This is a genomic window from Mycobacterium sp. E3339 (assembly GCF_001666915.1).
Classification (GTDB): domain Bacteria; phylum Actinomycetota; class Actinomycetes; order Mycobacteriales; family Mycobacteriaceae; genus Mycobacterium.
Genome location: NZ_LZIZ01000060.1, coordinates 41,541 through 62,723, shown reverse-complemented (window position 1 = coordinate 62,723; position 21,183 = coordinate 41,541). Strand labels below are relative to the sequence as shown.

Below are 21,183 nucleotides of genomic sequence, written 5' to 3'. Positions count from 1 at the left end.
CCTACGCGCCCCGGTAATCCACCTGCCAGTGCTTGATGCCGTTGATGAACGACGACCGCAACCGTTCCGGCTGCGCGAGCGGGGTCAGGTCGGGTACGAGATCGGCGAGCGCGTTGAACATCAGATCGATCGTCATGCGCGCCAGGTTGGCGCCGATGCAGTAGTGCGCCCCGGTGCCGCCGAAGCCGACGTGGGGGTTCGGGCTGCGCAGGACGTTGAACGAGTACGGGTCGTCGAAGACCTCTTCGTCGAAGTTGGCCGAGCGGTAGAACAGCACCACCCGCTGGCCCCTCGCGATCCGGACGCCGCCGAGCTCGGTGTCCCGGCGCGCGGTGCGCTGAAAGGCCGTGATCGGTGTCGCCCAACGGATGATCTCGTCCGCCGCGGTCTTGGGCCGCTGAGCCCTGAACACCCCCCACTGCGCCGGGTAGTCGGTGAAGGCCATCATGCCCTGGGTGATCGAGTTGCGGGTCGTCTCGTTTCCGGCGACGGCCAGCGTGACAACGAACATGCCGAACTCCGCCTCCGACAGGTGCTGGCCCTCGGCGTCGGCCCGGACCAGCGTGGTGACGATGTCGTCGCCGGGGTTCTCCCGCTTGCGGGCCGCCAACTGCATTGCGTACCACATCAATTCGCCGGCGGAGGTCAGCGCGTCGTTGCCGGCGAACTCCGGGTCGTCGCTGCCGATCATGTTGTTGGTCCAGTCGAACAGCTTGTCGTAATCCTCCTGCGGCACCCCCAGCAGCCCGCAGATCGCCTGCAGCGGTAGCTCGCAGGCCACCTGGCGGACGAAGTCCCCCGAGCCCGCCGTCGCGGCCTCGGTCACGATGCGGCGCGCCCGCTCGGAAAGCCCGGCCCGCAGCCGTTCGACCGCGCGGGGCGTGAAGGCCCGCGAGACGATCTTGCGCAACCGGCTGTGTTCGGGATCGTCCATCATGATCATCGACGCCCGCCCCGCCTCGATCTGCCCTTCCGCCAGGTCTTCTCGGTACCGCGGGACGATCGACTTGGTGGCCGAGGAGAAGACGTCGCTGCGCAGCGAGACATCGCGGACGTCGCGGTGCTTGGTCACCACCCAGTAGCCGCCGTCGCCGAACCCGCCCGCGCCGGGCGCCTGCTCGTTCCACCAGATCGGTTCCGTCGCGCGCAGTTCGGCGAACTCCCGCACCGGGAGGCGGTGGGCATAGATGTCGGGGTCGGTGAAGTCGAAGCCGGGCGGGAGGTTCGGCGTGGCCATCGGCTTCCTCCTCGGACGCGCTTGGGATCGGTAGCAAACCCGACGTGGCTTACTGCCAGCACCATAAAGCCGAGCAATGAAGAAAAGAAGGCTCCATGAAAATCACGGCGATAGTGGCGGCGGGCCTCGCGGCCGGCGCGCTGGCAACGGCCGCTTGCGCGCAGGCCGAGATCGCGGCGGCGCCCGTCGCGACCCACTCCTATCCCTTGGCCCCGCCGGCCGACCCGGAAGCGGAGGTCGCGGAGCTGCAGCAGCAGGTGTCCGACCTGCACGACAACTGGGACAACCTCACCCCGGCGCAACGCCAGCAGCGGCTGACGCAGCTGCAGCAGCAGGCCACCAGGGTGTCCAACGACACGCAGAACCTGCCGCCGGAGCAGCGGCCCGGCGTGGAAATGCGGCTGCTGCAGACCATGTTCGAGCTGTTCGACCTGGTGCGAAAGGCCCAGGGGCCAAACCAACCCTGCTACTTCCCGGCCTGCCTGCCCGGCCTTTAGCCCGCCTCGATTCGGCTGGGCGGCGCCGCGGTTTCGCGCCCACCGAGGTTGGTGGCCGCGGTCACCACCGCCCGCTCGATCTGGCGGAGCGCATGCACCGCGGTGAGCAACCGCCGGGTATCGGGCCCCTCGCGCTGCCGCGCCAGGGTCTCGGCGGCGTCGAGGTCGTCGGCCGCGGACACGATGGTCGGTGCGCGGCCGGTGCCGATGGCGGCGGCCAGCGCGTCGATGTTGCGACGAGTCTGTGCCGCCGCGGCCGTGAACGCCTGGGCAACGGGTTCCGAGGCCGCCGGGCCCCGGTACTGCTCGCTGCTGCGCGCCAGGCTGCGGCCGTAGCGGTCGCATGCGGCGAAGATGCGCAGCGCCCGGCGAATGCTGCGCCGGCCCGCGAGGCCGGCGACCCCGGCCAGCAACGGTTTGGCGGTGACCCGGAACTGCTGCAGGTCCCGGTCCAGCCGGCGCGCCCGCTCCGACGGGCTGACGCCCTCGTCGTCGCCGAACATCGTCGCGGCGGAGGCGTCGATCAGCGCCGACAGGCTGGCCAGGAACGTGCGGGTGTCGTCGCGGATGGCGGCGCGGGTGTGCGTCGGCAGCACGACGATGGCCACGGTGGCCCCGATGACCGCACCGAGCGCGGTCTCTTCGATCCGCAACATCAATACGCCGAACGAGAATTGGCCGAGCAGGCCGTACAGCAACGCCAGCATGGTGGTGATCCAGAAGGTCATCAGGCTGTAGGTGACCGTCATGAAATAGAACGCGCAAAACAGGCAGACGAAGATCCCGGCCAGCGCGGCCGTCTTGTCGCCGGCCAGCAGCGAGGCCACCAGCACGCCGCAGGGCACGCCCAGCAACGTGCCGAGCAGGCGTTGCCAGCCCTTGGTCAGGGTCTCGCCCCACGAGTTGGTGCCGGCGAAGATGACGAACGCGGCGATCACCGCCCAATACCAGCGGGCCGGCGACACCAGCTCGCCGGCGACGATGGCCAGCGACGCGGCGACGGCGACCTGGATGGCCTGCCGGGTGGTCGGCCGCAGGCCCTCGGGCGGCGCCTCCTCGGCGGGCTCGTCGGTCGCGTCCGTGCCGTCGGATGCCGGCGGCCGCTCGCTGTCCGTGCCGTCCGGGGCGCCGGTGGCGGCGTGGTCGACGATGGCCCGGACGTCGGCGGTCGCGGTGGCGGCGTTGATTATCGCCAGGGCGAGGCGGCGCACCGCGGCGCCGCCGGGATCGTCGTCGTTCTGCGCGTCCAGCAGCTGCCGCGCCTGGTCGGCGGCGCGCCGAAGGCCGTCGGGTTCGGGCAGGCGGATCGCCCGCGCCAGCCCTGACAGCGCGCCGACGAGCGCGGCCCGGGTCGGGGCGGGGATGGCGGTCGGGGTCTGTGCGGCGAGGGCCGCGGCGCGCCGGCCGGCCGTGGCGACCCACTCGATGGCCAGCTCCGCGTCGAGCAGCCAGGGGGCCAACTGTTCGGCCGTGACGCCCGGCCACAGCATGGCCGGGTCGGCCTTGTCCTCGATCTGGCTCTGCACCATCAGCGCGGTCTCGTTGAGCCGCAGCGTGCGGGCCCGCATGCGGCGCCGGCGCCGTTCATCGAGGCGGCCCGTGCGCACGGCCTCGGCGGTGGTGTCGACGACGATCGCCATCCGCGCCCGTAATGCCCGGATGGTCGCCCGCAGCACGCGCTCGGGCCGGTCGGGCATGACGTAGGTGGTCATCACGAACGTGCACACCGTGCCCACCGCGACCGCCCCGATCATCCACGGCAGCTCCGAGACGCTCGCCCGCAGATACAGCGTGAAGAAGTAGGACATGAACGCGACCATGCCCAGTGCGCGGCCGCGCGCGCCGAAGCGGCGAATGTAGGCGGCGGTGAAGACGACGACCACGAACACCGCGTCACTGATCACCGGGTGGGGCGCGAGCGCCGCGGCGGCGGTGATGGACACGGCGGCGGGCACGGGCAGCAGCGCCATGGTGATCCGCTGCTGGCGCGGGTCCGGTTCGTTGACCGATCGCGACGCGACCATGGTGATGACGACGCCGAGCAGGGCGACCGTCAGTGGCTGTCCCGTCGCCCGGGTCAGGAGGTAGAGGGCCAGCAGCGAGCAGCCGAGCGCGGCCGTCGTCCGCGTCGCCATGCGCAGCCGCAGCAGACCGGGATCGGAGCCGATCAGCCAGTTGCGGGCTTGCTCGTAGAGCACGGGCCTCCCTTCCCAACCTGCCGAACGCGTCATGGTTACCCGAAGTTCGACACCGGCTAGTCTTCGACATCGTGACAGCGCCGACCCGGGCCAAGCTGGCCGACGGCCGTGACCTGCTGTTCTTCGCGCTGCCCGGGCACCGCCCGACGCCCGTCGAAGATCGCAGGCCCCTGCCCGCGCGCGACGGGCAGCGTACCGAGTTGCGGTTCGACCGAACGACGGGGCAGTGGGTGATCGTCGCCGCGCTGCGGCAGGACCGCACCTACAAGCCGCCCCCGGACCAGTGCCCGCTCTGCCCGGGCCCGACGGGGTTGACCAGCGAGGTGCCCGCCCCGGACTACGACGTCGTGGTGTTCGAGAACCGGTTCCCCAGCCTGTCCGGCACCGGCCCGGCGCTCGCGCCCGCCGGTGACGGTTTCGTGTCCGTCCCGGGGCAGGGCCGCAGCGAGGTGATCTGCTTCTCCAGCGACCACACCGGATCCTTCGCCGGGCTGGCACCGGCGCATGCCCGGCTGGTCGTCGAGGCGTGGCGGCACCGCACCGGCGAGCTGATGACCACGCCGGGCGTCGAGCAGGTGTTCTGCTTCGAGAACCGCGGCGAGGAGATCGGCGTCACGCTGACCCATCCGCACGGCCAGATCTACGGCTACCCCTATCTGACCCCGCGCACCGCCGCCATGCTCGGGCAGGCCCGCGAACACCGAAACCGCCACGGCACCAACCTTTTCGGTGACCTGCTCGCCGGCGAAGTCGCCGACGGCGGCCGCATCGTCGCGCGCGACGACCTGTTCACCGCGTTCGTGCCGTTCGCCGCGCGCTGGCCCGTCGAGGTGCACATCTACCCGAACAGGTTCGTGCGCAACGTCACCGAACTCGACGGCGACGAGCTGGACGCCTTCGCGCGCGTCTACCTCGACGTGCTGCGGCGATTCGACCGGATGTATTCGGCACCGCTGCCCTACATTTCGGCGTTGCACCAGTACGCCGACACCGACGCCCAGGCCGACGGCTACTTCCACGTCGAGCTGATGTCGATCCGGCGCAGTGCCACCAAGCTCAAGTACCTGGCGGCCTCCGAGTCCGCCATGGACGCGTTCATCAGCGACGTCACGCCCGAAAGCGTGGCCGGGCGACTGCGGGAACTGGGTTGACCGTCTCCTACGCCGCGCCAGGGCGGATCAACCTGATCGGCGAGCACACCGACTACAACCTGGGCTTCGCGCTGCCGATCGCCCTGCCGCAGCGCACGGTGGTGTCGTTCACCCCCGGCGGCGGCGACGCGATCAGCGTGGCCAGCGACCGCGCCGAGGGCCCGGTGCGCATTCCGCTGGACACCGCCCCCGGCGGCGTGACCGGCTGGGCCGCCTACGTGGCCGGGGTGATCTGGGCGCTGCGCGGGGCGGGCCACCCGGTGCCCGGCGGCGCGATGCGGATCACCAGCGACGTGGCCATGGGGTCGGGTTTGTCGTCGTCGGCCGCGCTGGAGTGCGCGGCGCTGGGCGCGCTCGCGGCGGCCGCCGGCGTGCGCATCGAGGCCAAAGACCAGGCGCGCCTGGCCCAGCGCGCCGAGAACGACTACGTCGGCGCCCCCACAGGCCTGCTCGACCAGTTGGCCTCGCTCTTCGCCCGGCCGGCCACCGCGCTGCTGATCGACTTCCGTGACCTCACGGTCGCGCCGGTGGCCTTCGACCCCGACGCCGCGGGCGTCGCGCTCCTGCTGATCGACTCCCGCGCCCGCCACAGCCACGCGGGCGGCGAGTACGCCGCGCGCCGCGCGTCCTGCGAGCGGGCGGCCGCCGATCTCGGGGCGGCCTCGCTGCGGGATGTGCAGGACCGCGGGCCGTCCGCCGTCACCGCGGTGCACGACCCCCTGGACGCCCGCCGCGCCCGCCACGTGCTGAGCGAGAATCAGCGGGTTCTCGATTATGTTGGCGCGCTTCGTGATTCGGACTTCGTCACGGCGGGGCGGATCTTCACCGCCTCGCACGCGTCCATGCGTGACGACTTCGGCATCACCACCGAACACATCGACCTGATCGCGGACACCGCCGTGCGGGCGGGCGCGCTGGGCGCGCGGATGACCGGCGGGGGGTTTGGTGGCTGCGTGATCGCGCTGGTGCCGGCCGAGCGCACCGGCGCGGTCGACGAGGCGGTGCGGCGGGCGGTGGCCGAAGCCGGCCTCGAACAGCCGGTCATCACCCGAACCCGCGCCGCCGCCGGCGCCGGTCCGGCCTGAGGCGCAAATTCCCGCCATAGCTGTAACGCGCTACGCGATAGCTGTAACGTAACGGCTATGCGGGGGATTACGTGCGCAGTGTGTGGCGCGGGCTTCTCGGCCCGGTCCGACGCGGTGTATTGCTCGTCGGCGTGCCGGCAGAAGGCGCATCGCGGTCGATCGGCGCGCCGGACCGCGGCGCTGCGGGAGACCGTTCGGCGAGACGCCGCGAGCCGTCGGGGCCAGACATCCGAGGTCGCCAGGTCGCTGCAACGTTCCGCCGCCAGTTCCATGCAACGTGCGCGACAGCAGGTCGACCGGTCCGTCGAACTGTGTCGCACCTCGGAGCTTCGGCTGCAGGAAAGCGACGCCATCCGGCGAGCGGTCCTTCAGATGTCGCCGTCCAACTCGTCCGCGGAGCGTGCGTTGTGGCCTGGCAACTAGACGGACAGACGCCGGTGGTCGAGCGGGCCCTCGCGGGCGGAACCCCGCAGCGCGCCGGCTGGTTTCGCTTTCACTTCGAAGATCAGCGCTGGGAATGGTCCGAACAAGTGCAGCGGATGCACGGGTACGAACCCGGAACGGTGACGCCGACGACCGAGTTGGTCATCGGCCACAAGCACCCGGACGATCGCAACCAGGTGGCCGCAACCATCAACGACATGATCGAACGACGGGGGCCGTTCAGCACCAGGCATCGCATCGTCGACACCCGCGGTGACACGCACGAAGTGGTCGTGGTGGGTGATCAATTCTGCGACGCCAGCGGCGACGTCATCGGCACCCACGGCTTCTACGTCGACGTCACCCCGTCCGCCGACCGTGAGCGCGAGGAAAACATCAGCGCGCAGGTGGCCGAAATCACCGAGCGCCGCGGCGCCATCGACCGGACCAAAGGGATGCTGATGCTCGTCTACGGCGTCGACGAGGATGCGGCGTTCAACCTGCTCAGATCGCTTTCCCAGGTACGCAACATGAAGCTGGGAGCGCTCGCCGAACAAATCGCGCAGGACTTCTCCGAGCTGGCCAAGGAGGCCATCGCGTCGCGCTCACGGTTCGACCAGCGCCTGCTCACCGCGCACGAACGGGTGTCCGAGGCGTAGTCATTCGGCCGGCGTCAGCCGCACCGCTCCCAGGTGCATCCGGTCGACCGCCTCGGCGAACTCGTCGCGCGTCGGTATGCGTTGATCGCGAAACTTCAGCCCGATCATGCGTTGCGCGCGCTGGACACCGTAGGACTGCGCGCAGCGCAGGTAGAGATCCGAGACGATCTCGCGGTCGCGGATCAGCTCGCCCCGCATCGCGGTCGTCTTGCCGTCGAAGACGACCTGAGCCGGCGCGCCGCCGCGGAAGTTCTGCTTCCAGGGCGCGCCGGTCAGCGCGTAGAGGTCACCGTCGATCACGTGGGCGCTCACCGGGAGTGAGAACGGCCGGCCGGTCTTGCGCCCGGTGAAGCTCAGCACCATCAGCTGTTTGCGGGCTGGCCCGGCGAGCGGAGTGCGCAGCAGGAAACCCAACATCGGGTTGACGATGCGGAGCACGGCCGAGGGCGGGTGCCCGGCGTCTATCGCATACGACTGCTCTGTCATGCGCTTACCGTACGGCCAATCGCGTTCCTCGGGTGTGATGTCGCCGCGGAGCGGGGCCCCGCGGCGCCGTCACGTTCCTCAGGTGGTGATGGTGGTCTGGTCGTCGATGATGTTGGTGGCGTCCATCAACGGTCCCTGATCGGCCTGCGGGCCCTCGGCGTTGAGCTGGAGCACGTAGACCGCGCCCTGGCTGGGGATCACCACGGTTTTCTGCGCGATGACCCGGGTCGCGCCGCCCTTCTGATACGTGCCGGACAGCTGCCAGGCCTGGAAACCGCCGAGCGTGGACGCGACGCCGTCTCCGGAGCCCTGGTAGCCGGGCAGGTTCTGCACCTCTCCCGGGGCGTACTGGATGATCTTCGCCGGGTCGACGTTGCCGGAAAGCCTGGAGAACAGCGCCGAGATGGTCGGCGGGTCGGAGGGGTTGGTGGGCTGGGTCAGCACGATGCCGCCATACGACGTGCCGGCGTTCTGGTTGATCTGCCAACCGTTGGGCACCGGCAGGTCGACGTTCGGCCCGGGATCGCCGTGGTGCACGGGCGTCTCGGCGATGTTGTTGTCCTTGACGTAGTCCGCGATCGTGTACTTGGCTTTCGCGGCCGGGGCCGCGCTGGTCGCCGACGACGTCGCGGATGTCGACGTGGACGTGCTGGTCGAGGTCGACGATTGGCTGCCGGACTTGTGGTCGTTGCCGCAACCGACGAGCGCCAAACTCAGCGCCACGGAAATGGTTGCTGCCGTCAAATGTTTCATCAATCCAATCTCCCGAAAATTGGGGCCGGTACCAGCGCCGGCCACGCCGAAATGACAGTAGCCCAAATGGCGTGCGACTTTGCCGATATTTTTTTGAACTTTTGGGGTGGCCGCCCGGCAAATCGTTATCCAATTCGGCCGGAAAACGCCCACCCAATACCGAGTTGTCCAGTAAGAGACAGGTATGCGGTCACGAAGGGCCCTCGTCGCGCTGCTGGCGGCGTCGGTCGTCTTCATCGCGTTCGTCGCCGCGGCGCCGCCCATCGCGTACGACGGTGACCCCGCATTCGTGACCAATCCGGTCGACCACGTCGCCACGCTCATCGGCACCGGGACGGGCGGCGAGACGGTGGGGGAGATCAACAACTTCCCAGGAGCCACCGTGCCGTTCGGGATGGTGCAGTACTCACCGGACACCGTGGGCAACTACGCCGGCTACAACTACGACAACCCCCGCGCCACCGGCTTCAGCATGACCCATGCATCGGTGGGTTGCGCCGCGTTCGGCGACATCTCAATGTTGCCGACCACCAACGGAATTGGCGTACAGCCCTGGAAGGGCTGGGAACGGATCGCCCACGACGACACCGAACAGGGCGTGCCGGGCTACTACACGGTGCGGTTCCCGCAGACCGGGGTCAAGGCGGAACTCACCGCCACCACCCGCACGGGCGTCGGGCGTTTCAGCTACCCGCGCAACGGCCGCCCCGCGCTGTTGGCGGTGCGCTCCGGCGCGTCGCTGGCGGGCAACTCCCGCGCCACCATCCAAATCGGGGAGGACAACACCACGATCACCGGCTGGGCCACCAGCGGCGGCTTCTGCGGCAAGAACAACACCTACACGGTCTATTTCGCCATGAAGTTCAGCCAGCCCTTCACCAGTTACGGGACGTGGGACGGTTTTTCGGTCTACCCCGGCGCCCGCGGCGCGAATTCCCCATACAGCGGCGGATACGTGCAATTCCCGGCCGGGACGGTGCTCGAGGTGCGGACGGCGATCTCCTACGTCGGGATCGAGGGGGCGCGGGCCAACCTGGCCGCCGAGGGCGCGGGGAGCTTCGACGACGTGCGCGCCGCGGCGTCGCGCGACTGGAACGCCAGCCTGTCGCGCATCTCCGTCGCCGGTCGCAACGCCGACAACCTCAACACCTTCTACACCGCCCTGTACCGATCGCTCTTGCACCCCAACACCTTCAACGACGCGGACGGGCGTTACATCGGATTCGACGGTGCGATTCACACCGTGGCCACGGGTCGCACGCAGTACGCCAACTTCTCCGACTGGGACACCTACCGGTGCCTGGCCGCCCTGCAGGCGCTGCTGTTCCCGGATCGCGCCGCCGACATGGCCCAATCGCTGGTCAACGACGCCGAGCAAAGTGGCGCCCTGCCGCGTTGGGCGTTCGCCAACGCCGCGACCGGCGAGATGAGCGGGGACAACGTGGTACCGCTCATCGTCAACCTGCACGCCTTCGGCGCCACCGACTTCGACACCAAGACGGCGCTGCGCTACATGGTCGACGCGGCCACGAAAGGCGGTGTGGGACTTAACGGTTACGTCGAACGGCCGGGGATCGACACGTACCTGCAATTCGGCTACGCGCCGTATTCGTATCAATTCCGCACCGACGGCTGGATCGCCGCCGCGTCGGTCACCCTCGAATGGTCGGTCGACGACTTCGCCATCGCGCGGTTCGCCGATTCGCTCGGTGACACGGCGACGGCCGCGGAATTCCAGGACCGGTCGCAGTACTGGCAGAACCTGTTCAACCCGACCACCCGCTACATCTCGCCCCGCAACTGGACCAGCTTCTTCCGCGCCGGCCCGGCGTTCGTGGTGTCGCCCTCGGATTTCGGCCAGGTCGGATTCGACGAGGGCAACGCCGCGCAATACGTCTGGTGGGTGCCGCACAACGTCGCGAGCCTGGTGACCGCCCTCGGCGGCCGCGACGCCGTCGCCGCACGGCTCGACAACTTCACCAAGAAGCTCAACGTCGGCCCCAACGAGCCCTACCTGTGGGCCGGTAACGAGCCCGGGTTCGGCGTGCCGTGGTTGTACAACTACGTCGGTCAGCCGTGGAAGACCCAGCGCACGGTCGACCGGGTGCGGGGCCTGTTCGGCCCGACGCCCGACGGCGAGCCGGGCAACGACGACCTGGGGGCGATGGCCAGCTGGTACGTCTGGGCCGCGCTCGGGTTGTACCCCAGCACTCCCGGAACGTCGATCCTCACCCTGAGCGCACCGCTGTTCGATCGCGTGGTGATCTCGCTTCCCGGCGGCAAGACCATTCGGATGTCGGCGCCCGGGGCGTCCGGCCCGCACCCCCTCAAATACATCAGCGGCCTGCGCGTCGACGGCGTGGCCTCCGACCAGACGTCGCTGCCCGAGCCGTTCGTCCGCACCGGCGGCGATCTGGCGTTCTCGCTCGCGGCCTATCCCGACAAGGATTGGGGCACAGGCGAATCGTCCGCACCGCCGTCGTTCGGCGCGGGCGGTTCGGCGGTGACCGTCAACGTGCCCAGCCCCGTCGTGACGATCGCCCCGGGAAGCACGGGCACGGTGAAACTCGACGCCCAACGGATGATCGCCGCCGCCGGCGGCTACACCATCACCGGGTCGGGCTCGGACCCCGGGATCACCGTGGCGCCGGTGGCGGGCCAGTTCTCCGCCGACGGGTCGGCATCCATCGACGTACCCATCACGGTCGCGCGGTCGGTACCCGAGGAGTACTACCTGGCGACGCTGACCACGAAGGTCGGCGAAAGCGCGCGCACGTCAACCATTCTCGTCGTGGTGCAAGCGGGAAGCGAGTAATCGCGCGGGGGGTCAGACCATCTCGTTCTTGGTCAACCACCGCATCACCGGCCAGCCGACGAACACCGGCAACCAGCAGGTGAGCACCCGATACAGCAGAACGGACGGCACGCCCACGGCGGCCGGCACGCCGAAGGCGGCCAACCCACCGATCAGCGCCGCCTCGACGGCCCCGACGCCACCGGGTGTCGGCGCGGCGGAGGCCAGCGTCCCGCCGACCATCGTGACCACGGTGGCGGTCACGAACGTCGTGCCGCCGCCGAAGGCCTCGACGCTGGCCCACAGCGCCAGCGCCGCGCCGAGAGTCGTTCCCGCACAACCGAGCAGGATCAGCGCCAGCCGCCGCGGCTCGCGGGCCAGCTTGACCAGGTCGGTCGTCACCTCGTTGAGCTTCGGGCGCACCTCGGTGGCCAGCCATTTGCGTGACTTCGGCACGAACAGCAACGTGCCGATGATGCCCAGCGCCACGCCCCCGATCAGGTATAGCATCGTGGCGCTCGGCACGAAATGCGACAGATGCATCGAGGCGCCCGCGACCACGCTGAACAGGATCAGCAGCAACAGGTGCACGATCACCTGCACGGCCTGCTGCAGGGCGACCGCCGCCGTGGCTCGCATCGCCGACAGGCCGCTCTTCTGCAGATACCGGGTGGACAGCGCGAGCCCGCCGACGCCGGCGGGCGTGGTGGTCGCGGCAAAGGTGTTGGCCACCTGGACGAATGACAGCCGCCAATAATTCACCGACCCGTCGGTGCACGCCCACAGCGCCGCCGCGGCGCCCAGGTAGGTCAGCGCCGACACCGCCAGCCCGAGCAGCGCGTACCACCAGTTCGCGGTCCGCAGTTGGGAGAAGAAAGTGGGGGCGGTGCTGACGAAGGGGTAGGCGACGTAGACGAGCGCGCCGAAAAGCACCAGCTGGATGATCTGGCCGCGGGTGAACCGGGTGATGGTTTCGGTCTTGATCTGGTCGGCCCCGGTCTGGCGCTTCACCTCCGCGCGGGCGGCCGACAAAACGGCGCCCGGATCCGGGACCGACTTCCGAACGTGGCGCGGCACAGCGACTTTCGTCAACCGGCGCGACGCGCTCAGGATGGTGTCCCGGTCGAACGCGTCGATCGCCGCGGCGACGGCCGATTTGGGGTCGTACAGGGCCGAGGTCGTCACCAACAGCTGGGCGATGTCGGATTGCAGCTGCGCCTCGGTGGCGCCGTATTCGGCGTTGTGGAAGCCGCCGAAGAGCACGGCGCCATCGTCGACGGTGATCTCGTTGCCGCGCAGATCACCGTGCGCGATCTGCTGGTCGTTGAGGGCCCGCAGCGATTGCCACACCCGGTCCACCGGTATGGATTGCGCGCATCGGTCCAGCGGCGAGCCGTCGGGTGGCTTGTGCGAGTAGAGAATCCATCCGCGGTCGAGGGTGGCGACCGCGATTGTGGAGGTGTTGGCCAGGCCCACCTCCCCGACGGCGATCGTCATCAACGCGCGATGCTCCACGGCGCGGCGCATGGACGTCACCAGCGGAGCGGTCTCGGCATCGCGCAGCCGCAGCTTTATCCAGAGTTGGCGCAGCGTGCCGCCGCTGCGCTGATGCGGGCCGTACAACTCGATCACCGCCGCGCGGTCGGACTGCTCGCATCCGGCCGACAGGACGAGCGGGCCGCGACCGGCCGGCCGGATGACGGTGAGCCTCGAGACGGCGAACCCCCGCCGGGCCATCGCGCGCACGGCCGCCTCCAAGGGCACCTCCAGCGCCGGGGTGCCGACCACGAGTACCACCACCGAGCCGACGAGCCAGCCGACCGCCAGGCCCAGCAGGGCGCGGGCCGGCACGATCGCGCTGACCACGAGGTGGATCGGCACGAAGGCCAGCAGCAGCGCCCACCACCAGTGCCGCCACCGCGCGGGCAGCCACGGCCCCGAGACGGTCAGCACCGCCGCCAGCATGGCGATCCAGCGCGGATCGTCGAGGAACTGGCCCAACACGGTCTGCAGGCGTTCGGAGAGGTCGAAGTGCCAGCGCGGCGCCGAGAACCCGTTACCGCCAACCGACAGCGGTAGCGCCGCGAGCAGCGCGGCGGCCGCGTAGGCGCCGAGCAGTTTCCATTGCCGCCCGACGATCAGGCCGATCAAGATCATGAACGGCAGGGCCAGGATGGCCACGCCGTACCCGAGGTAGACCAGATCGGACTGTCGGGGGGAGAGCACCCCGACGATCTGGGAGATGGACTTTTCCAGCGCCTCCCATTGCGGCCGGGTGATCAGCGAGCTGGTGATCACCACCGCGAGGAAGACCACGCTCGCCGCCAGGCGCAGGATGTCGTTGGTGCGCCGGGTCAGCGGCTGCAGCAAGCTGCCGGAAACGCTGATCTCGCGCCCGTCGACTCGCATGTGGTAATGATCCTTCGGATCCGTTCGGCGCCGCTGGCTGACCCCGCTCGCCGGCTCGCCGACAACTTAACGCCGATGCCCGGTTCCGCGACAGCGGCCACCCGCCCGGCGCGCGTAGGGTCGGGTAGGTAGGCGAGCTAGCGAATCGGAGGGCATGAGCGTGGGCAGAACCGATAACGACAGCTGGGAGATCACCGAGAGCGTGGGGGCGACGGCGCTGGGGGTGGCTTCGGCCCGGGCGGCCGAGACGCGAAGCGAGAACCCCTTGATCACCGATCCGTTCGCACAGGTCTTCCTCGACGCCGCCGGCGACGGGGTGTGGAACTGGCACTCGGCCCCGCAGCTGCCGGACGAGCTCGTCGAGGCCGAACCCCAGTTGCCGCTGCAGATGCAGGCGATGGTCGGCTACATGGCTTCGCGCACAGCCTTTTTCGACGAGTTCTTCCTCGCCGCGACGCGGGCGGGCATCCGTCAGGCGGTGATCCTGGCCGCCGGCCTGGACGCGCGGGCGTGGCGGTTGCAGTGGCCGGACGGCACAGCCGTCTACGAGCTGGATCAGCCCCGGGTCTTGGACTTCAAGTTGTCCACGCTGGCCGACCACGGGGCGCAGCCCGCGTGCAACCGGATCGCGGTCCCGGTGGATCTGCGCCACGATTGGCCGACGGCGTTGCGGCAGGCCGGGTTTGAGCCGTCGGCGCCCAGCGTGTGGTCGGCCGAGGGCCTGATGCCATACCTGCCGGCCGCGGCCCAGGAGTTGTTGTTCGACCGCGTGCACGCGCTCACCGCCCCCGGTAGCCGGGTGGCCGTGGAGGCGCTGGGGCCGAAGTTCCTCGACCCGGAGTTCCGCGCCAGGCGCCGCGAGCGGATGGACCGGGTGCGGGCGCTGATGGCGCGGGTGGACCCGGACCGGGAGGTGCCGAGGACCGACGAGCTGTGGTACTTCGAGGAGCGCGAGGACGTCGGCGACTGGTTCCGTCGTCACGGCTGGCGCGTCACGGTCACCCCGTCCGACGAGCTGATGGCCGGCTACGGCCGCGCGGCAGCCGACGAGGTCAAGGACGCGGTGCCGGGGAACCTGTTCGTGGCGGCCGAGCGGCCGGGCGGCTAGCGGGGATCCGCTTCCTCGCGGTGGCCGGCGCGCCAGTGCCGGTATCCGCGCCGCGCCGCGAACGCGCCGACGATGGCGGTGACGCACCAGACGGCGATGGCCGCGTACGCCAACGCCGACGAGCGGTTGCCGATCGAGGCGCCCAGCGCGGTGTAGACGAACGCTCGCGGAACCGACCCGACGAAGGCGCCAACGGCCATCTGCCACAACGGAACTCCGAACGCCCCGAACGCGTACGAGGCGAGCGCGTCGGAGATGCCCGGGACGAAGCGCTGACCGACGACGGCCCACAGCCCGCGACGCTCGATCAGCGCGTCGATGCGGTCGCTCCGGTTGGGCCCCAACAGCGCCCGCGCGCTGTCCCGGCCCGCCCGGCGGCCGATGAGGCTCGCGACGACCGCGGTCCCCACCGTCGCGCCCAGGGTGACGAAGACGCCGAGCAGCGGACCGAACAGCAGGCCGCTGGCCGCGGCCAGCACCGCGCCCGGCACGAACAGGGCGCCCAAGACGGCCGACACCACGACGTAGGTGACCGGCGCCGCCGGGCCCGTCGCCGACACCACGTGCCGCACCTCGTCGACGTTGATCACCCGCGCGACGGCCACCAGATAGAACAGCACGAGCAGGAACACGACGAACACGCCCAACCGCACGACGTGCGTGCGCCGCGACGCCGTGGGCTCCGGTGGGGAATCGTCGCCGTCGTCCATGCTGCAGGCGATTCTCCCGCACCCGCCAAACGCCTGACCGCTCGGGCGCGCTCGCCGTAGAGTTCTTCGGGTGCCGGCCCCGGGAAGGAGCAAACGCCATGGCGCTCAAATCGCTGACCGAGCTCGATCAATTCAAGGCCGCGCCGTTTCCGCCCGGCTATCCCGACACCACCCGAACGTTCTACAGCCCGGTAGACCGGGTGCATGACGCGCTCAAGGCGCTGTTGTCGTCGGCCGCCAAGACCATCGTGGTGGCGATGTACGGTTACGACGACGCGGAACTCAACTCTGTGCTGCAGTCGGCGCTGAACGACGAAAACATCTATGTGCAAATGAGTCTCGACTCCACTCAGGCCGCGGGTAAGTCCGAGCGCGCCCTGCTGGCCCCGTGGCTCAACGACAAGATCGGCAACAGCATCGCCATCGGCCACAGCGAGAAGTCGGCGATCATGCACCTGAAGATGGTGATCATCGACGGCGTCGACGTCATCACCGGTTCGACCAACTGGTCCACCGGCGGGGAATCCAAGCAGGACAACCAACTCACCGTGATCCGCGACCCGTACGTGTGCGCGGAAGCGAGGTCGAGAATCGACATCATCCACGACGCGATGCTCAAGCAGATGGCCGCGAAGGCGCACTAGGTGTAACCCGCGACTAGCCGGACGACTGCAACCGCTGCGCCAGCCCGGTCGCCCGCACCGCCCGGCGCTCGATGGCCGCGCGCACCGAAGCCTCGGAACCGGCCACCCGCACCTTGGCCTTCGCGCGGGTCACCGCCGTGTAGAACAACTCGCGCGTGAGCAGCCGCGAATCCTCCGGCGGCATCAGCACCGTCACCTCGTCGGCCTGGCTGCCCTGGCTCTTGTGGATCGTCATGGCGTGCATGGTTTCGATGTCGGTGAGCCGGCTGGTGGCGAAGCCCATCGTCCCGGTGGCGCCGGCGATGACCGCCCGCAGCCCGTCGTCGCCCATCACCACCACCCCGGTGTCGCCGTTGTAGACCTTGAGCCCATAGTCGTTGGCGGTCACCAACACTGGGCGCCCGGCGTACCAGCCCGACCAGCCCGGCTGCCCGGTCTCCTCGGTGAGCCAGCGCTCGACCTGCCGGTTCCAGTGCGACACCCCGTACGGCCCACGCCGGTGCGCGCACAACAGCCGGTGCTCGTCGAGTGCGGCCAGCGCCTCATCGGTGGCGCCGAGCAGCGCGGCCTGGCGCACCCGCAGCGCGTGCGGAACCAGCACCGCGCGCAGCCGGTCGGCCGGGGCGTCGGTGTCCAGCCACTCGATGTGCTCGCCGCCGGCCCTCAGCAGCCCCAGCACGCGGTCCGCGTCACCGGTGCGGATCGCCTCGGCCAGCGCGCCGATCGACTCGCCGAACCGGTGCGGGGTGCGCAGCGCGGCCACCCGCACGTCGTCGCGGGTGGAGAGCCCGTCCACCAGATCGGCCAGCACCGCGCCGGCTTCCACCGAGGCCAGCTGGTCGGGATCGCCCACCAGGATCAGCCGGGTATCGGGGCGCACCGCCTCCAGCAGGCGGGCCATCATCGTCAGCGACACCATCGACGTCTCGTCCACCACGATGACGTCGTGCGGCAGCCGGTTGCCGCGATTGTGCTTGAACCGCACCGACGTATCCGGCCGGGAACCCAGCAGCCGGTGCAGCGTCGTGGCCGGCAGGCCGGCCAGCCGCGCCCGGTCCGCCGCGTCCAGCCTGCGCACCTCGGCGGCCACCGCCTCGGCGAGCCGCGCGGCCGCCTTGCCGGTCGGTGCGGCCAGCGCGATCCGGGGCCGCGGCCGGCCGCCGAGCTCGGCCTGCGCGGCCAGCAAGGCCAGCAGGCGCGCCACCGTGGTGGTCTTACCGGTTCCGGGTCCGCCGGTCAGCACTGTAACCGCCTGCGACACAGCGATTTCGGCGGCTTCGCGCTGTTCGCCGTAGCCGGGCGGGAACAGTCGCTCGAAGGCGGGCAGCTCGCCGCCCGCCCGCGGAACGGACAGCGCGAGCAGGTCGTTGCACACCTGCTCTTCCTCGAGCCAATACCGGTCCAGGTACAACAGCTCGCCGAACAGCCGCAGCACCGGTGGCGAACCGAGCAACGGACTGGCCCGCACGGCGGCCATCCATTCGTCGGTGCCCGGCCACGGCAGGTCCGCGGCGTCCACCTGCTCCTGCACGGTCCGCAGATCCACGCACACCGAACCGCCCCGCAGCGCGCGCACCAGCAGGGCGACCGCCAGCGCCACCCGCTCGTCGGATTCGCCGGCGAGCGCGGTAAGCCGCTGCGCCACATGGACATCGGCGGCCTCGAAGACTCCGGCATCGGTGTACGTGCGCAGCAAGCCCTCGGCGGTGATCGCCTCGAGCGTCACGCGGCCGCCCTCCCGTCCAGCAGGTCCGACAGCCCTTCGATCAACGGCGGGGGCGGGCGCCAGCTGAACACCCCCGAGGGGTGGCCGGCGACGGCCGGTGTGGCCGCGCCGCACATCCCGCGCAGGAACAGGTAGAGGACACCACCAAGATGGCGGTCCGGGTCGTAGTCGCGCAGCCGCCACCGCAGGAACCGGTGCAGCACAACGCTGTACAGCAGCGCCTGCAGCGGATAATCCGAGTGCAGCATCGCCTCGACCAGTCGCGGCCGGTCGTAATCGGCGGACGTCAACGGGCGGTCGGGGTCGCCGAGCCAGTTGGTCTTGTAATCGACCACCAGATAGCGCTGCCCGGCGCCGTCGGGCACCCGCAACACGGCGTCGACCGATCCGGTGAGGTAGCCGCGCAGCGGCTGGTCGCCGAGCGGGCGACCGATCAACCGCTCGGCGTAGGGCGCCAGCGCGTCATCACCGGGCAGCCGCGCGCGCAGCATGGCCCCCACGTCGGCCAGCCGGATGTCGGGTGCGGCCGTGCGCAGGTCCCCACCGGCCAGCGGGAACTCGAAGTCCAACTCGCGCAGCCGATCGCCGAGACCGATCCGGCGCAGCGTCAGCCCGGCCGCCAACGGGCCCAGGGGCGTGTCGTGCATCGGCACCATGGCCGCGGCGAGCGCGTCGGGGGCCACGTCGACCGGCCACCACACCGAGTGGCTGCGGATGTGCGCCTCAAGCTCGGCGGCCAGATCGGGGGCCAGCGGGTCGGCGGTCTCCAGCACGGCGTGCACCAGCGTGCCGAACTTCGCGCCCACCGGCAGGTCCGCCATCGGCGACGGCACGTCCGGCCCGGACGCCTTCTGGGACAAGGGCACATCGCCGGACTCGTCGTCCAGCTCGCTGACCTCCGGCTCGCTGCTCACGCCGGTGGACCCGATGGTTTCCGTCACCCGGATCAGGCCGGAGTAGGAGGTGCGCCGCCACCCCGTGTCGATGGCGCGGTGGAAGTGTCGGCTGTCGAGGTTGGACGGCACCGGCTCGGACGGGACGGCCGGCGCCGCGGCCACGATCGACGGTTCGATCACCGGACCGCCCGCGGCCTCCCATTCACGCAATCGGGCCAGGGCGTCGTCGTCGGTTATCTTCGCGGGCTCACAGCGGTCGGGCACAAAGGGCTCTCCCGGCCGGCGGCCACGCAGCAGCCGCGACAGCCCGCCGTTGGGCTCGTCGAACGCCGGTGACCACCACGCGACCACCTGCGACTGGGCGCGCGTCAGCGCGACGTAGGTGAGCCGGCTGTCGTCGCTGGCGTCCTCCTTGCGGCCCAATTGCTCGACGGCGTGGAAGTCCGGGGTGTCCTTGCCGCCGATGTGCAGGCAGCGCACGCCGGCGTCGTGGAACAACACCACGTCGCGGTCCTGGGTGTTGCGGTTGAACGCGAACGGCAGGTACACGATCGGGTATTGCAGGCCCTTGCTCACGAACACCGTCATGATCTGCACGGCCGCCGCGTCGCTGTCCAGGCGCCGGTTGCGTTCGGGCGCGCCGGCGCGCTCCTCGCGCTGGCGGCGCAGCCAGTCGCGCAACGCGGGCAGGCTGGAACGGTCTCGGTGCGCCACCTCCTGCAGCAACTGCGCGATGTGCGCCAGGTCGGTCATCTGGCGTTCGCCGCCGTGCGCGGACAGCACGCGATCCGCCATGCCCGAAAGCTGTGCGGCCTCGAAGATGGCGGCGACGCCGCGTTCGCGGGCGTGGCCGGCCCACTCCCGCAACGTTTCCGCGACCCGATCGGTCAGCGCGTCGCCGCCGGCCGCCAGCGATTCGGCGGTCTCGCCGAAGAACATGGTGGCCGCCGCGGCGCGCACCACACCGGGCCGGTGCGGTTGGTCGAACGCCTCCAGCAGGCAGAGCCAGTCTTCGGCGGCGTCCGAGGCGAACACGTCGGTGTCACCGGTGTAGACCGCGGGCACGCCCGCGTCGCACAGCGCCCTGAAGCAGGCGGCGGCGTCCTTGTGCTTCTCCACGATCACGGCGATGTCACGGGCCTGCACCGGCCGGCCGGCGAACGTGGCGCCGCCGGCGAGCAGGGCGCGGATGTCGGCGGCGAGGTCGGCGCCGATGTGGGCCCGCAGGTCGTCGATCGGCAGGTTCTGGATCCCGCTGCGCCCCAGCGTCTCTCGTCGCACCACCCGCAGCCGGAACGGATCATTGTGCGGGGCGCCGGCGAGCCGGTGCCCGCGGTGGTAGGCCTCGACGTCGTCCACCACAATCTCGGGGTCGCCGAGCTGGGCGCCGCGCAGCACCACCTGCAGGCGCTCGATGAGCGCCGCATCGCTGCGCCAATTGGTGGCCAGCGTCTTGCGCTCGCCGGCCGTCTCTGCCGCTCGCAGGTACGTCACGATGTCGCCGCCGCGGAACGCGTAGATGGCCTGCTTGGGGTCCCCGATCAGGATCAGGGTGGAGCGCCCGCTGAAGGCGCGGTCGATCACCTGCCATTGCACCGGATCGGTGTCCTGGAACTCGTCGACCATGACGATCGGCCAGCGGTGGTGCATGCGCACCCGCGCCGGGGAGTCCTCGGTGGCCAATGCATCGGCCAGCCGGCTCAGCAGGTCGTCGTAGTCGAGGACGCCCATTCGCCGCTTGCGGGTATCCAGTTCCGCCAGAACGTCTTTCGCGAAAGCGACGCAGACGGCGGCACGCGAACCCGGTTCGGGGTGAAGTGGGCGCAGCTCGGTCGACGGGTTCCTGACGACCTCGCGCGCCAGGCGCAGCGCCTCGCGGTAGGCCAGCGCCGGGTCGTTGCGCTCGCGCCCGAAGTGGGCGAGGTACTCATCGTCGACGATCTCGACGATCAGCTCGTCGAGGCTCTCGAGCAACGTCACGTTCGCGGCGGTGTCGCCGGCCACGCCCAGCGATTTCAGCACCAGCTGGCAGAACTGGTGCGTGGTGGCGATGGTCGCCGCATCGAAGCCGGCCAGCGCGTCGCGCAGGCGCTGCCTGCGCAGTGCGCGCTCGTCGTCGCCGCCGGCCAGCAGGTAGGCGACCAACTCGTTGTCGCCGCACGCCGACGGATCGTCGAAAGCCATTACAGCTTCCACCATTTGGCCGCGCACGCGCTCGCGCAGCTCCTGGCTGGCGGCCCGGCCGAACGTGATGAGCAGCATCTGGTCCAGCGTCGCCGCGCCCTCGGCGATATAGCGGGTCACCAGGCCGGCCAGCGCGAACGTCTTGCCGGTGCCCGCACTGGCCTGCAACACCGTGGTGGACCGATCGGCGGGCAGCGGGCCGAGCAGATCGAAGCGCGCGATC

The 21,183-nt window shown here is 70.3% G+C and carries 15 protein-coding genes; 7 read left to right on the top strand and 8 right to left on the bottom strand.

The window, feature by feature from the left end:
• Position 1 precedes the first annotated feature (1 nt).
• A complete protein-coding gene (locus tag A5702_RS05395) occupies positions 2 to 1,237 on the bottom strand; it encodes a cytochrome P450 (RefSeq protein WP_068218824.1) in 1,236 nt (411 codons plus the stop codon).
• Between the two features lie 95 nt (positions 1,238 to 1,332).
• Here A5702_RS05395 and A5702_RS05390 point away from each other — a divergent pair, with 95 nt between their 5' ends.
• Positions 1,333 to 1,734, top strand: coding sequence for a hypothetical protein (locus A5702_RS05390; protein ID WP_055404259.1), 402 nt, complete (start codon positions 1,333 to 1,335; stop codon positions 1,732 to 1,734).
• Here A5702_RS05390 and A5702_RS05385 read toward each other — a convergent pair.
• Positions 1,731 to 3,905, bottom strand: coding sequence for an FUSC family protein (locus A5702_RS05385; RefSeq protein WP_068218948.1), 2,175 nt, complete (start codon positions 3,903 to 3,905; stop codon positions 1,731 to 1,733). The genes A5702_RS05390 and A5702_RS05385 overlap by 4 nt on opposite strands.
• Positions 3,906 to 4,003: 98 nt before the next feature.
• On the opposite strand from A5702_RS05385, the gene galT reads away from it, so the two are divergent.
• From galT to A5702_RS05365, 3 genes are all read left to right on the top strand, one after another.
• Positions 4,004 to 5,083, top strand: coding sequence for a galactose-1-phosphate uridylyltransferase (gene galT / locus A5702_RS05380; protein ID WP_197506504.1), 1,080 nt, complete (start codon positions 4,004 to 4,006; stop codon positions 5,081 to 5,083).
• On the top strand, positions 5,080 to 6,168 hold the full coding sequence (locus A5702_RS05375; RefSeq protein WP_055401179.1) for a galactokinase: 1,089 nt from the start codon (positions 5,080 to 5,082) through the stop codon (positions 6,166 to 6,168). The genes galT and A5702_RS05375 overlap by 4 nt, the downstream gene beginning before the upstream one ends.
• Before the next feature lie 407 nt (positions 6,169 to 6,575).
• Positions 6,576 to 7,250, top strand: coding sequence for a PAS and ANTAR domain-containing protein (locus A5702_RS05365; RefSeq protein WP_055401184.1), 675 nt, complete (start codon positions 6,576 to 6,578; stop codon positions 7,248 to 7,250).
• Here the strand turns inward: A5702_RS05365 and A5702_RS05360 are convergent, their stop codons facing one another.
• Both A5702_RS05360 and A5702_RS05355 read right to left on the bottom strand, forming a co-directional pair.
• Positions 7,251 to 7,736, bottom strand: a complete 486-nt coding sequence (locus tag A5702_RS05360; RefSeq protein ID WP_055401186.1) for a hypothetical protein — start codon at positions 7,734 to 7,736, stop codon at positions 7,251 to 7,253.
• Between the two features lie 78 nt (positions 7,737 to 7,814).
• Positions 7,815 to 8,489, bottom strand: coding sequence for an LpqN/LpqT family lipoprotein (locus tag A5702_RS05355; protein ID WP_055401188.1), 675 nt, complete (start codon positions 8,487 to 8,489; stop codon positions 7,815 to 7,817).
• 184 nt (positions 8,490 to 8,673) lie between these two features.
• Here A5702_RS05355 and A5702_RS05350 point away from each other — a divergent pair, with 184 nt between their 5' ends.
• The gene (locus A5702_RS05350) at positions 8,674 to 11,304 is read left to right on the top strand and encodes a GH92 family glycosyl hydrolase (protein ID WP_068218821.1); all 2,631 of its coding nucleotides are present in this window, start codon (positions 8,674 to 8,676) and stop codon (positions 11,302 to 11,304) included.
• A gap of 12 nt (positions 11,305 to 11,316) precedes the next feature.
• On the opposite strand, the gene A5702_RS05345 is transcribed toward A5702_RS05350, so the two are convergent.
• On the bottom strand, positions 11,317 to 13,692 hold the full coding sequence (locus A5702_RS05345) for a lysylphosphatidylglycerol synthase transmembrane domain-containing protein (protein WP_068218819.1): 2,376 nt from the start codon (positions 13,690 to 13,692) through the stop codon (positions 11,317 to 11,319).
• 160 nt (positions 13,693 to 13,852) lie between these two features.
• On the opposite strand from A5702_RS05345, the gene A5702_RS05340 reads away from it, so the two are divergent.
• Positions 13,853 to 14,800 (top strand): class I SAM-dependent methyltransferase, encoded by a 948-nt coding sequence (locus A5702_RS05340; protein ID WP_055401261.1) that lies wholly within the window; start codon positions 13,853 to 13,855, stop codon positions 14,798 to 14,800.
• Here A5702_RS05340 and A5702_RS05335 read toward each other — a convergent pair.
• Entirely contained in the window at positions 14,797 to 15,510 is a 714-nt protein-coding gene (locus tag A5702_RS05335; protein WP_055401194.1) for a TVP38/TMEM64 family protein, read from the bottom strand. The two genes, A5702_RS05340 and A5702_RS05335, sit on opposite strands and share 4 nt — an antisense overlap.
• Positions 15,511 to 15,608: 98 nt before the next feature.
• Here A5702_RS05335 and A5702_RS05330 point away from each other — a divergent pair, with 98 nt between their 5' ends.
• Entirely contained in the window at positions 15,609 to 16,154 is a 546-nt protein-coding gene (locus A5702_RS05330; protein ID WP_055401196.1) for a phospholipase D-like domain-containing protein, read from the top strand.
• A 13-nt stretch (positions 16,155 to 16,167) separates the two neighbouring features.
• On the opposite strand, the gene recD is transcribed toward A5702_RS05330, so the two are convergent.
• Positions 16,168 to 17,880, bottom strand: a complete 1,713-nt coding sequence (gene recD, locus A5702_RS05325) for an exodeoxyribonuclease V subunit alpha (protein WP_068218816.1) — start codon at positions 17,878 to 17,880, stop codon at positions 16,168 to 16,170.
• Complete coding sequence (gene recB / locus A5702_RS05320) at positions 17,877 to 21,182, bottom strand: exodeoxyribonuclease V subunit beta (protein WP_068218938.1); 3,306 nt, start codon at positions 21,180 to 21,182, stop codon at positions 17,877 to 17,879. Before recB ends, recD begins: the two co-directional genes overlap by 4 nt.
• Between the last annotated feature and the right edge of the window lies 1 nt (position 21,183).

What these genes read in the sequence shown, in the direction of transcription:
- A5702_RS05395 (WP_068218824.1), bottom strand. Translation starts at nt 1,237, where the DNA reads ATGGCCACGCCGAACCTCCCGCCCGGCTTCGACTTCACCGACCCCGAC.
- A5702_RS05390 (WP_055404259.1), top strand. Translation starts at nt 1,333, where the DNA reads ATGAAAATCACGGCGATAGTGGCGGCGGGCCTCGCGGCCGGCGCGCTG.
- A5702_RS05360 (WP_055401186.1), bottom strand. Translation starts at nt 7,736, where the DNA reads ATGACAGAGCAGTCGTATGCGATAGACGCCGGGCACCCGCCCTCGGCC.
- A5702_RS05355 (WP_055401188.1), bottom strand. Translation starts at nt 8,489, where the DNA reads ATGAAACATTTGACGGCAGCAACCATTTCCGTGGCGCTGAGTTTGGCG.
- A5702_RS05350 (WP_068218821.1), top strand. Translation starts at nt 8,674, where the DNA reads ATGCGGTCACGAAGGGCCCTCGTCGCGCTGCTGGCGGCGTCGGTCGTC.
- A5702_RS05345 (WP_068218819.1), bottom strand. Translation starts at nt 13,692, where the DNA reads ATGCGAGTCGACGGGCGCGAGATCAGCGTTTCCGGCAGCTTGCTGCAG.
- A5702_RS05335 (WP_055401194.1), bottom strand. Translation starts at nt 15,510, where the DNA reads ATGGACGACGGCGACGATTCCCCACCGGAGCCCACGGCGTCGCGGCGC.
- A5702_RS05330 (WP_055401196.1), top strand. Translation starts at nt 15,609, where the DNA reads ATGGCGCTCAAATCGCTGACCGAGCTCGATCAATTCAAGGCCGCGCCG.